Raw genomic sequence first — 12,802 nt, 5'->3', positions numbered from 1 at the left:
AGATTGTAATGAAGTAAATATAAAAAGAAGTTAGTAAGAACGCAGATGTTTCTGCAGTGGGGGAAATATGAACAACATCTACAGCTTTACAGACATGATTGAACAGCAGTTATTACCCGAATTGATATTAGAAAGTGAATATGTATATGATCCTGTGCGTATTACTCGAATTCCTAGTGAATGGGAATGTGTAGGAACCGGCAACTACGCAGGGGTATTTACACATATAAATTATCCGCATTGGGTTGTAAAGGTATATGCCAGGGATTTTGCTGGTTTAGAAAAAGAAGCGGAGGTATATAGAAGGCTTGGTGAACATCCTGCGTACTCTCAGTTATTGTATAAAGGAGATGTATATCTGGTACTGAAAAGGTTATATGGCATGACGCTGTATGATGCATTTCATCGCGGTCTACCCATTCCAGAATCTGTAATTATAGATGTGAATGAAGCGCTTTGTTATGCAAAAGAGAGAGGGCTTAATCCGTTTGATGTGCACGGTAAAAATGTAATGATGCATAATGGTCGAGGATACGTAGTTGACATATCAGACTTTTATAAACAAGGAGAAGACACCAAATGGAGAGATCTTGTTAGAGCCTATTATCGTATATATCTTCCTTTATTTTATAAACGGCGCATTAAAGTGCCCTACACATTGCTTGATCTAGTCAGGTACTCTTATCGAGTGTATAAAAAATTTAAAAATATGTTGTAGTTACTGAATTATTTAGGAAAGTTGCCAAATTACTCATCCAAGTCGCCAGATAATGTGCTAGAGTCACCAAAAAGTGTGTGAAAATCGCCAAATCATTCTAAAAAGAGATGTTTGTAGATGAAAATTACTACAAATGTCTCTTTTTTTATAGGAACATGTAATCTCATACTCATGATAAGTGCTAAACGAGCCGCTTGCGCTTTTCTATTGTCTAGCTCCAGCGGCTAGCTTCTTCAGTCAGAGAACCCCAGCCCATAAAGGCAAAAAACGCCTTTTTGTGCCAGGAACCTCTGCCTTATGAAGCTAAACGAGCCGCTTGCGCTTTTCTAGTTCACGTCAGATTTTCTGACAATATTCCTGTACATTGTGGTAAATGAGCTTGTGTAATCATTTAACTGATTGTCTAATGTAAATTTATCAGAAAATTATTACAATTATAAAAAGCTTAGCGTGATAGCTTTGTTTTGTGATGTTGAAGGGGGGAGACAAGGTGAATCATTTGCAATTAGAGAATAACTTTCAAGAAATCGAAACTGCTTTGTCAAAGCGGGAGGCGGTAGAAGAAGCAAATCGTTGTTTGTATTGCTATGACGCACCGTGCATCACTGCATGTCCCACTGGAATTGACATTCCTTCTTTTATCAAAAAGATTGCATCTGGCAATATGAAGGGATCTGCAAAGACGATTATGGAAGCAAATCCAGTAGGGGCCAGTTGCGCAAGAGTATGTCCAACGGAAGAGCTGTGTGAGGGCGCTTGTGTCTTAAATCATTCAACAAAGCCGATTATGATAGGGAATTTACAACGCTATGCAACAGATTGGGCCATTGTGAATGAACAAACGTTCTTTACACCTGGAAAATATAACGGCAAAACTGTGGCGGTTGTTGGTGGTGGACCGGCAGGGTTATCGACGGCGCGGGAACTAGCACGTAAAGGATACGAGGTTACCATTTTTGAAGCGGATGAAGAAGCAGGAGGATTAAACACGTATGGAATTGTTTCCTTCCGTTTACCTCAAAGTATTGCGCGCTGGGAAGTGGAACAAGTCAAAAAACTTGGGGTGACGATACGAGTCAATACGCGAATCGGAAAAGATATAATGCCTAATGATTTGCTAGCAACATATGATGCGGTGGTATTAGCAATTGGAATGGGAGACGTACCAAGTCTTCATATTCCTGGAGAAGAATTGGAAGGCGTGCACGATGCGATTCAATTTGTCAAAGAAACAAAGCGGACACTCCCTACTCAATATATTGGAAAAAATATAGTTGTTATTGGTGCAGGAAATACCGCAATTGATGCGGCGACATGTTCCGTTCGACTAGGAGCTGAAAATGTAAAAATCTTATATCGCCGTACAAGAGTAGAAATGACGGCTTACGACTTTGAATATGAATTTGCAAAGCAGGATTGTGTTGAATTTCGTTGGTTAACAGTACCAAAGCGCATTATCGGAACAGACGGTAAGGTAACCGCAATCGAGTGCATAAAGATGAAGCTATCAGAGGCAGGGGAAGATGGACGTAAACGTCCCATACCGATTGCTGGATCAGAATTTATTTTACCTGCAGACGGTGTTATTAAAGCAATTGGTCAAAAGCGCCATACTAGCTTAATAGAAAGCTTTGGCCTCCATCATACAGACGGCGCTCTTACAATTGATAAGGGGCATCGCACTTCTCATCCGCAGGTATTTGCATGTGGTGATGTGGTGTTCGGAAAAGGGAAGGGGGAGGCCATGGTTGTAACCGCCGTTCAGCAAGGGAAATTAACAGCACATGCGATTCATGAGGTATTGCAAAAAGAAGCACAACCAAAGGAGGTATAAGATGGCGGATTTACGAATCAACTTTGCAGGTATTCAATCGCCTAACCCGTTTTGGCTCGCCTCCGCACCTCCCACTAATTCCGGTTATCAAGTGCAGCGGGCATTTGAGGCTGGTTGGGGCGGGGCGGTATGGAAGACGCTCGGTGAACCTATTTTAAACGTTTCTTCCCGATTTGCAGCAGTCAGCTTTAACGGGCAGCGTGTTGCAGGTTTTAACAATATTGAACTAATTACGGATCGTCCTTTAGAGGTGAATTTGAAGGAGATCTATGAAACAAAAAAACGTTTCCCAAATCATACTGTTATTGCTTCTTTGATGGTAGAGCCAAAGCAGGAAAAGTGGCATGAAATTGTCAAGCGTGTCGAGGCTGTAGGTGTAGATGGACTAGAACTCAATTTTGGATGTCCGCATGGTATGGCTGAACGCGGTATGGGTTCAGCATCCGGACAGGTGCCAGAACTGGTTGAAAAACAAACATATTGGGTAAAAGAAGTAGCCCAAACACCTGTTATTGTTAAACTTACACCAAATATCACTGATATTACGGTTACTGCTGAAGCAGCTGTTCGAGGCGGTGCAGATGCAGTGAGTATGATTAACACCATTAATAGCCTAGCGGGTGTAGATTTGGATACGTGGAATACCATCCCGCATGTTGCGGGAAAAGGAGCCCATGGAGGCTATTGCGGACCGGCAGTGAAGCCGATTGCATTAAATATGGTTGCTGAATGTGCACGGAATCCGCACATTTCTGTACCCATTTCTGGCATGGGCGGGGTGTCAAGTTGGCGCGATGCGGTAGAGTTTATGTTAATGGGAGCAACTGGTGTACAGGTATGTACAGCTGCTATGCACCACGGCTTTCGAATTGTCGAGGACATGCTTGATGGCCTCCATAACTATTTAGATGAGAAGGGTATTGCTTCTGTTATGGATTTGGTTGGAAAAGCGGTCCCGCGTTACTCAGATTGGGGTAATTTAGATTTGAACTATAAGGTTGTAGCTCGTATTAATACGGATGTATGTATCAACTGCAATAAGTGTCATATCGCCTGTGAAGACACATCACACCAATGTATTGATATGTTGAAGGACGAGAAGGGAAAATCGTATTTGCTTGTACGAGAGGAAGATTGTGTTGGTTGTAACCTATGCTCCATTGTTTGCCCGGAGGAGGGAGCCATTTCTATGGTAGAGCTTCCGCATGAGCTGCCACCGATGACTTGGAATGAGAGGCAATCTGCGTGTACGCTGTTAAATCAGCCAGTAAAATAAAGGAGGGCATTATGAAAAAACTGATTATAAATGGAACCGTTGTAACCGCTTCTGATACATACCAAGGTGATATTTGTATCGAGAATGGTGTGATCACCGCAATTGGAAAAAGATTGCCACAAGAAGGGGCGGAAGTAGTTGATGCGAGCGGACGTTATGTATTTCCAGGCGCAATTGACCCGCATACACATTTGGATATGCCCTTTGGCGGTACGGTAACGAAGGACGATTTCGAGACAGGAACCATTGCTGCAGCCTTTGGCGGTACGACAACAATTATTGACTTTTGTTTGACGAACAAAGGAGAGCCCTTGCAAACAGCCATCAACACATGGCATGCAAAAGCAAAAGAAAAAGCGGTCATCGACTATGGATTCCATCTTATGATAGGTGAAATTACCGATGAGGTATTACAGGAGTTACCAAAGGTTATTCAAGAAGGCATTACATCTTTTAAGGTATTTATGGCATATAAAAATGTGTTTCAGGTAGATGACGGAACGCTATATAGGACGCTTCTTGAAGCAAAGAAATTAGGCGCCCTTGTTATGGTGCATGCTGAAAATGGTGATGTGATTGAGTACTTGACAAAGCAAGCCCTCGTAGAAGGCCATACTGCGCCTATCTATCACGCATTGACAAGGCCACCTGAGATAGAAGGGGAAGCAACAGGCCGAGCATGTCAGCTTACAGGTCTCGCAGATTCACAATTGTATGTTGTGCACGTTTCTTGCCGTGAGGCGGTACAAAAAATCGCTGAGGCGCGAAACGCAGGATTTGATGTGTGGGGAGAGACGTGTCCTCAGTATTTGGTGCTTGATCAATCTTACTTAGAGAAACCAAACTTTGAAGGCGCAAAATACGTGTGGTCACCACCATTACGAGAAAAACACCATCAGGAGGCACTTTGGACGGCTTTGAAAAATGGACAATTACAAACGCTAGGTTCTGATCAATGCTCTTTTGACTTCCATGGTCAAAAAGATCTTGGGAAGGGTGACTTTACAAAAATTCCGAATGGCGGTCCAACCATTGAAGACCGAGTCAGCATTTTATTTTCAGAAGGTGTAAAAAAAGGGCGTATTTCACTCAATCAGTTTGTTGATATTACGTCTACTAAAATAGCGAAGTTATTTGGTTTGTTTCCGCGAAAGGGCACCATCGCAGTCGGCTCTGATGCAGACTTAGTTATTTTTGATCCACATGTGGAACGTGTCATATCCGCAAGCACACATCATATGGCGGTAGATTACAGTGCGTTTGAAGGAATGCGTATTACAGGTGAGCCTGTGAGTGTACTGAGCCGTGGTAAATTTATTGTGCGCGATAAACAATTTGTCGGAAAGCCAGGGCAAGGTCAATATATTAAACGTGCGCAGTATGGGGGGGCTCTCGCATCAAAAGAAAATGCAACTGTGCTATAGGAGAGGGGGAGCGATATGGCGAAACGAGAAGATTACTTAAAATCACCGGGCTTATTACCGGTGGCTCATGCAGATAAAAAGTTACGTATTATTTGCCGTACTGCAGGTGTTTAACACAGCCCTCGGCATTAAAGTGGTTGAACGCTTTGCTGATTTAGCAGCACCAATCATTATCTTAATTTCCACTTGGATGTATACAACGTTGTCCGATAAAGCATTGCAAGAAGGTAGGGACGTTTGGAGTTGGATTGAAAGTCCAGTAACAGGAGGCGTAGCAGTCACAGCCTTGGAGTTTATTTAACGTTATTATTCCAGCACTTCTCATTGTAGGCGGTGTACTTTCAGCAATCGTAGGCATTTTATTCGCAGATTATTATCTACTTCGTAAAAGACGAGTCAATGTACCGGATTTATAAGAGCATGATGGGTAATTTCGCTACTACAAAGGGGTTAATATAGCGGGATTTCTCGGTTGGATTATCGGTGGAGCAGTTACCTATGCATTAGCTACGTATTTGTTTGTTGTCGGTTTTATTGTAGGTGCAGTTGTCTATTATATACTAGCAAAATACTGGTGGTTCAAAGCGTATCGACAAGTAGAATTAGAAACACCGAGTGATGATGTCTCTTAGAAATTACAGTTGCTCGGGGTTGGCAAATTGATATGCCGCTAGATATAGAGGTTGTGAGTGAAGAAGGACGACCAATGTAAAGGAGATATGCTATGTCTTACAATGAGTTTATAGCAGAACGTGAAAAAATTGATTTCTTGTTAGAAAGAGGATATCAAATTGTGAGTGTGCATGAAGATCTAGATGGTGCCTTCGTCTCGTTTCAAAAAGCGGAGGATCGTATTACATTGCATATCCAAACAGCTGATGCACGAAAATATTTTTCAGTAAAATTGCTGCGATGAAGGCCGGGAAACCGGTCTTTGTTTCGTATAAATCTATGTGGAGCAGGAATGGCAGAAAAAAGAAAGAATAGTATAGCTATTACCTGTTAAGAGAGGTGGAGATATGCATCACTTCCCGTTAACCGTCTGTGATGTGTTGAAGCGTAAGCATTTCGGACATGTGGAAATTATTGCAGGCAACCTTGGGTTGAATCGAACTGTCAAATGGGTACATATTTTGGAAATGACCGATATTAAGTCGCTTTTAAAAGGCAATGAACTCATCTTATCTACTGGCCTTGGTTGGCGAGAGGATGAATCGTTGTTCGTATCTTTTCTGGAAGAACTCATTGAAATACAAGCAGCAGCACTATGTATTGATATGACAAGACAACCGTTTTCTATTTCCCCCCATATTATCTCGTTAGCAAATGAGCACCACTTTCCAATTTTATTGTTTCAAGAAGAAGTTCCTTATGTGGAAATCACCCAAGATATTCATTCCTATCTGATTAATAAACAATATCAAATGATTACAGATCTTGAATGTTATTCACAAATCCTCAATAAAAAGCTGCTATCTGTGCGGAGCTATGAAGAGATTGTGGAATTGTTACACGAACATACAGGTCATGGGGTATTGTTCCAAATGGAAGAAACAGAAATTTTGTGTCCGGCAGGTGCTTGTATAAACCCGAATACGCAACGTACACTGCAACAATGTATTCGGTTGTTTGGGCAAGATTATGCACAGCTATACCTGTTTGGTAGTCGTGATGTAACAGAGTACGATAAACTAATGTTGGATCGGACCGCAACAGCCATGGCGCAATTTTTACTGCGTGATTTATATGTTGCTGAGAAAAGAAGGGTAGAAGAAAGTGAATGGGTACATAGCTGGTTAGCTGGTGAATATGAAGAAAAAGAGATTCATGATATGTTACATAGTCACCGAATTGTAGCTACAAAAGGTGGAACAGTATGCGTTTCTAAATTTCAAGACGTTGATGCGGATTTTACCTACTATAAGTTGCTGTTTCGAACGATTTTTGAACAGTTTGGCTTTTTTTCTTTATGCACAGAAAAGCGAAATGAACTTTCAGTTATATTGTTAAATCAGCGCGAAGGAAAAGCGAAGCAACGTTTAGAACAAGCGCTTGAGCGTTTGTTACAGACCGATTTCATGAGAAAACAGAAATATGCTGTGTTTGTAGGTATCGGCAAATTTGTAGAGTTTTTGGGTGAGTTTCCAAGAGCGCTTCAAACTGCAAAGGAGACCATCAAAATACAGCAGGTGATGCAAAGTGAATGCCGTTTCTATGAAGATATGCATATGTACCGTTTACTTGCCATGTATAAGCATGAGGACTTACAAGAGATTGTTATGGAATATTTGGAGCCTGTTATTTGGTACGACCAAAAATACAAAGGAAAGCTGATCGAGACATTACGTGTGTATTTAGCGTGTCACGGTTCTAAGCAGGAAACAGCTAAAAAGCTGTTTGTTGTACGACAAACATTGTATCATCGCATTACAAAGCTTGAACAGCTTCTCGGTGAAGACTTCATGAAGCCCGATAAGCGTTTAGTTATCGAATTTATGCTCCAAGCCTATGATTACTTACTTACCACAAAACGAATGAAAACATACAAAAACAGTCTGTGATGCTTGCTTCATCGTACAACAGGAAACAAGAGTGTGCAGTAGTCAACTTGTAGCAGAAATGCTGTTGCACATTTGACATTCTGTCTAATGAAGGAACTGTAAGGATACGAGATAATAATAGAAAGCCATTTTTATATAGGAGGAGTTTTATGACGGCTACGGATACATTGGTGTTAAAAAATTTCATTGACGGCAATTGGGTGAATTCGCAAGGAACGGAAGTATTGGATGTGCCAAATCCGGCTACAAGAGAAGTTATAGCTAAGGTCGGTATTTCAACTGTTGCAGATGTGAACGCGGCTGTACAGGCAGCAAAAGCAGCATTTGCGACATGGAAGAATACACCTGCACCCAAACGCGCCCGTATTTTGTTCAAGTACCATTTCCTACTAAGCGAGCAGCATGAACAATTAGCAAAACTGATTGTAACAGAAAATGGAAAGGCATACAAAGAAGCGTATGGTGAAGTCCAACGCGGCATAGAGTGTGTGGAGTTTGCTTCGGGTGCGCCAACGCTTTTAATGGGAGAAACGTTATCCAGTATTGCAGAGGAGATAGACTCGGAAATGTTTCGATATCCGCTTGGTGTTATTGGAGGAATTACGCCATTTAATTTTCCGATGATGGTACCGCTTTGGATGTTTCCCTTAGCAATTGCATGCGGAAATACATTTGTTTTAAAACCCTCTGAACGTACTCCGATGCTAGCAAACCGCCTTGCAGAATTGTTTAAACAAGCAGGTGCACCGGACGGCGTATTAAATATTGTACATGGCGCTCATGATGTAGTGAATGGTTTGCTTGATCATCCCGATGTAAAAGCAATTTCATTTGTTGGTTCACAGCCTATCGCAAAATATGTGTATCAGCGTGCTGCAGCGCAAGGAAAACGAGTACAAGCGCTATCGGGTGCGAAGAATCATCATGTTGTCATGCCTGACGCAGATATTAAAAAAGCGGCAGAACATATTGTTTCCTCCGCGTTTGGCAGTGCTGGGCAGCGCTGTATGGCATGCAGTGCTGTTGTCGTAGTGGGTGAAAATGATAAGTTTGTACATGAACTGCAAGAAAAAGCCATGGGATTAAGTATGGGAAGCGGTATGGATGAAGATGTATTGCTGACACCAGTTATTCGTGAATCTCATCGTGAAAAAGTAGTTGGTTATATTGAAGCAGGGGTGAAAGAAGGTGCCACTCTTCTATGTGACGGACGCAAGGAAATGGAATCTATGCCAGAAGGGACATTTTTAGGACCGACTGTATTCGACCATGTTACACCTGAAATGACAATTGCGACAGAAGAAATCTTCGCTCCGGTTTTAAGTGTATTGCGCGCAGAGGATTTAGATGAAGCCCTTTCTTATATTGAGAAATCTCGCTACGGTAATGGAGCAACAATTTATACGAAGGATGCGAAAGCGATTCGACAGTTTCGAGAAGAAGCGGATGCGGGAATGCTTGGGGTTAACGTTGGCGTGCCGGCAACGATGGCATTTTTCCCGTTTTCCGGTTGGAAGGATTCGTTCTATGGCGACTTACATGTAAATGGAAAAGATGGCGTAAACTTTTTCACGCGGAAAAAAATGATTACGTCACGATTTGACTTTTAAGGGGGAGAATATAGTGGTAACGAGACAAAGCGGAGAGTCTTTAGTGAAAGACGAGAAATACGTTTGGCACGGTATGCGCCCATATAGCCCAGATGCTACAATGGTTGTTGATACAGCAAGCGGGGCGTGGATTACAGATGAAAATGGAAATCGTTATCTCGATGCAATGGCGGGCCTATGGTGCGTAAATGTTGGCTATGGACGCGAAGAGCTGGCGGAAGCAGCATACGAGCAATTAAAAAAACTTGCATATGTACCGATGACGCAAAGTCACAGTCCGGCTATCGCATTGGCTGAAAAATTGAATGAACTGCTTGGTGGCGACTATGTAATCTTCTTTTCCAATAGTGGATCAGAGGCGAATGAAACCGCATTTAAGATTGCCCGTCAATATCACCAGCAAAAAGGAGAAGGAAGTCGTTATAAAATTGTGTCCAGGTACAGAGCGTACCATGGCAATTCTATGGGAGCACTAGCTGCCACAGGGCAAGCGCAACGCAAATATAAATATGAGCCGCTGGCACCTGGATTTCTTCATGTAGCACCACCTGATAGTTATCGTCTTCCCGAAGATGGGGCGTCATCTGAGCAATTGCAATCTGTGCAAGCCGTGGATAATGCGATGACGTGGGAATTAAGCGAAACCGTTGCAGCTATGATTATGGAGCCTATTATTACAGGCGGAGGTATTTTAATGCCGCCTGAAGGTTACATGAAAGGTGTGAAAAAGGTCTGCGAAAAGCACGGAGCACTATTGATTGTTGATGAAGTGATTTGTGGATTCGGACGTACCGGTACGCCGTTTGGCTTTATGCACTATGGTGTAAAGCCAGACATTATTACAATGGCCAAAGGTTTAACAAGCGCTTACTTGCCGCTTTCGGCAACTGCTGTCAAACGAGAAATTTACGAAGGGTTTAAAGGGTCGGAAGAATATGATTATTTTCGCCATATTAATACATTTGGCGGTAACCCAGCCGCATGCGCGCTAGCGCTCAAAAACTTAGAAATTATGGAACGTGAACATTTATTTCAGCGATCTGCCAAACTAGGAGCACAGTTGCTAGAAAGCTTGCGATCGGCTCTTTCTCAGCACCCGCTTGTTGGTGACGTGAGAGGGAAGGGGTTACTTGTTGGAATTGAGCTTGTAACTGACAAAAAAACAAAGGAACCGCTTGATGTAGCTCTTGTGAATTGTGTAATAGCTACTTGTAAGCAACAAGGTGTTATCATTGGTAAAAACGGAGCAACAGTTGCCGGATATAACAACGTGCTTGCCATTTCACCTCCTCTTACGATTGAAGAAGATGATTTGGATTTGCTTGTTAAAGTTTTAACCGTAGCACTAGAAGCTATCAAATAATATAAACAGGAGCGTACCGGGTTGGTACGCTTCTGTTTATATTGTTTAGCTAATTAGGTTAGTCTTATAGTATAATCTTTATTTTTCATCGTATGTGGGGTATGGACAAAAGAAATCCATTTATTAAATGCAGCTATCGTTTCAGATGTATTAGCAAATGAGTCCACTTTATTAAAAGGAAATTAATCAGAAAATAATAAAAAAATTTATTTTTTTAAATGTATCGTTATATAATGATAAAAAGAGGTGATGCGGTATTAGGATTATAAAAGAGTAGATACATATACTTAAAACCTGGTTGAAGGGGGAAGCGCCTGGATGAAGCTGAATATTAGGCAAAAAATTTCGTTTTCTTTTTTATTAGTCATTGCATTGATGCTTAGTGTGATTATTATGTCAAATTATGAAATGAGATCCCTGCATAATAAATATTCGCATCTGCTTGAAGTTGAATCTAAGGACTTAGAGAAAACACGCTTAATTCAAGTATCGTCAACGCGACTGGAAAGTCAGTTTTACTCATATTTACTTTCAAAAGAAGCGGATGATGTGAAAGCGATGCAGAGCGAGCAAGGTATCATTTTGAAGCGCATTCAAAGTATTAAGGAAAACGAAACAAATAAGAAAAGTAAGGAATACTTAGGACAAATTGAGGGATTGGTACAGGCACATGAAAAACGATTAACACAAGCAGTTAAACAAAATGAGATTGAAACATCCATACAAGAAAATATTTTAGCTGTATCCCGTGAAATTCGCACGATTGCAGACCAATTGGCGCAAGAAAAGCAACGTGAAATTGACGAAGTAGTTGCTTCTAGTTCAGCTGATATTGAGAAAAAGCTAAGATGGAGTCTACTGATGAGCGCTGGTGCTATTATCTTATCTGTTACAGTGGGAATTATCTTATCGGTTGTATTATCAAGACCAATTAAGTTAATTAGTGCGCAAGCGGAAGAAATTTCAAAAGGGAACTTAGCGATTTCTGATTTGCAAATTCGAACGAAGGATGAGACAAGTATATTAGCGCATTCGTTTAATACAATGAAAGCAAATTTAAGGGAGCTTATTTATCAAATTCAAGCAGGTGCCGGACAAGTATCAAAAACAGCAAGCGAACTTGCCTCAGGGTCAGAAGAAAACACAGCAGCAACGCAACAAGTATCTGAGCACATTCAGCGTACATCACAAGATATGCAGCAGCAGCTTTCTCATATCCATATGAGTACGATGCAACTGCACGAGGCCGCGCAAAATATTGCAGGTATTGCAGTAAACGTACAGGATGTTTCCGCATCAGCGGGATATGCAGCAGAATTGTCTATGCAGGGTCAAGATGTGATTCGAGCAGTGACAAAGCAAATGACAATTATTCAAAGTACAATTGATGCTGTTGCAGAAAATGTAGAGTCTTTAAATAAACGTTCAACAGACATTAACAGCATTACAGAGGCCATTAAATGGATTGCTGATCAAACAAACTTATTATCACTAAATGCAGCAATCGAAGCTGCTCGAGCAGGGGAGCACGGCAGAGGATTTGCGGTCGTGGCTGATGAAGTTCGGAAGCTTGCTGTGCAATCCGCTAAGTCTGCACAGGATATTACTGCTCTTGTAAAGTTGGTACAAGAGGAGGCGAATCAAGCATTTTACGCAGCACAGCACGGAATGAGTGAAGTGAATCAAGGTTTAGAAGCAGTACAAACTGCAGGAAAGCAATTCACAAATATTCATGAGTCATTTACGAATGTGGATAATAAAATTACAGGTATTAAAGAGGCAATACAACAAGTATCTACTCAATCAGCGGAAATTGTGCAAGTGTTTGAACACATGTCGTCTAAAACCGATGAAATGGCGATGAGTCTCCAAACTGTAGCTGAAACAGCGAAGGAGCAGTCGGCGGCATCCGAAGAAATCGCCGCCTCTGCTGAAGAGATGACGGCAATGGCTGAGGGACTTCACAAGGGAATTGCAAAGTTTAAAGTATAGCAAAAAACAGACAAGCAAGGGCTT

Annotated in this window: 9 protein-coding genes and 1 pseudogene; all 10 read left to right on the top strand. The window is 41.6% G+C overall.

From position 1 onward, the window contains the following. The first annotated feature begins 67 nt into the window (after positions 1–67). The 10 genes and pseudogenes from MUG87_RS03340 (at position 68) to MUG87_RS03295 (ending at position 12,778) form a co-directional block, all read left to right on the top strand. Positions 68–718 carry a serine/threonine protein kinase gene (locus tag MUG87_RS03340; RefSeq protein WP_247085508.1) on the top strand — a complete coding sequence of 217 codons (651 nt, stop codon included), beginning with the start codon at positions 68–70 and terminating at the stop codon, positions 716–718. Positions 719–1,187: 469 nt separating this feature from the next. Continuing rightward, entirely contained in the window at positions 1,188–2,552 is a 1,365-nt protein-coding gene (locus tag MUG87_RS03335) for an NAD(P)-dependent oxidoreductase (RefSeq protein ID WP_247085506.1), read from the top strand. 1 nt (position 2,553) lies between these two features. Further along, the gene (gene preA / locus MUG87_RS03330; protein WP_247085503.1) at positions 2,554–3,828 is read left to right on the top strand and encodes an NAD-dependent dihydropyrimidine dehydrogenase subunit PreA; all 1,275 of its coding nucleotides are present in this window, start codon (positions 2,554–2,556) and stop codon (positions 3,826–3,828) included. An 11-nt stretch (positions 3,829–3,839) separates the two neighbouring features. Further along, positions 3,840–5,252: a dihydropyrimidinase gene (gene hydA, locus MUG87_RS03325; protein WP_247085501.1), complete on the top strand. Its 1,413-nt coding sequence runs from the start codon at positions 3,840–3,842 to the stop codon at positions 5,250–5,252. 82 nt (positions 5,253–5,334) lie between these two features. Further along, positions 5,335–5,964: pseudogene (locus MUG87_RS03320) on the top strand (cytosine permease); the annotation flags it as partial. A gap of 12 nt (positions 5,965–5,976) precedes the next feature. After that, entirely contained in the window at positions 5,977–6,168 is a 192-nt protein-coding gene (locus tag MUG87_RS03315) for a hypothetical protein (RefSeq protein WP_247085499.1), read from the top strand. A 103-nt stretch (positions 6,169–6,271) separates the two neighbouring features. Next, complete coding sequence (locus MUG87_RS03310) at positions 6,272–7,813, top strand: PucR family transcriptional regulator (protein WP_247085497.1); 1,542 nt, start codon at positions 6,272–6,274, stop codon at positions 7,811–7,813. A gap of 149 nt (positions 7,814–7,962) precedes the next feature. Beyond that, the gene (locus tag MUG87_RS03305; protein WP_247085496.1) at positions 7,963–9,423 is read left to right on the top strand and encodes a CoA-acylating methylmalonate-semialdehyde dehydrogenase; all 1,461 of its coding nucleotides are present in this window, start codon (positions 7,963–7,965) and stop codon (positions 9,421–9,423) included. Positions 9,424–9,433: 10 nt separating this feature from the next. Further along, positions 9,434–10,786 (top strand): aspartate aminotransferase family protein, encoded by a 1,353-nt coding sequence (locus tag MUG87_RS03300; RefSeq protein WP_281503694.1) that lies wholly within the window; start codon positions 9,434–9,436, stop codon positions 10,784–10,786. Between the two features lie 318 nt (positions 10,787–11,104). After that, positions 11,105–12,778 carry a methyl-accepting chemotaxis protein gene (locus MUG87_RS03295; RefSeq protein WP_247085492.1) on the top strand — a complete coding sequence of 558 codons (1,674 nt, stop codon included), beginning with the start codon at positions 11,105–11,107 and terminating at the stop codon, positions 12,776–12,778. Positions 12,779–12,802: the final 24 nt, after the last annotated feature.

Origin of the sequence: Ectobacillus sp. JY-23 (assembly GCF_023022965.1) — a bacterium.
Classification (GTDB): Bacteria; Bacillota; Bacilli; order Bacillales; family Bacillaceae_G; genus Ectobacillus.
Note: the sequence above shows the minus strand (reverse complement) of the source record. Positions and strands in the feature narration are given on the sequence as shown.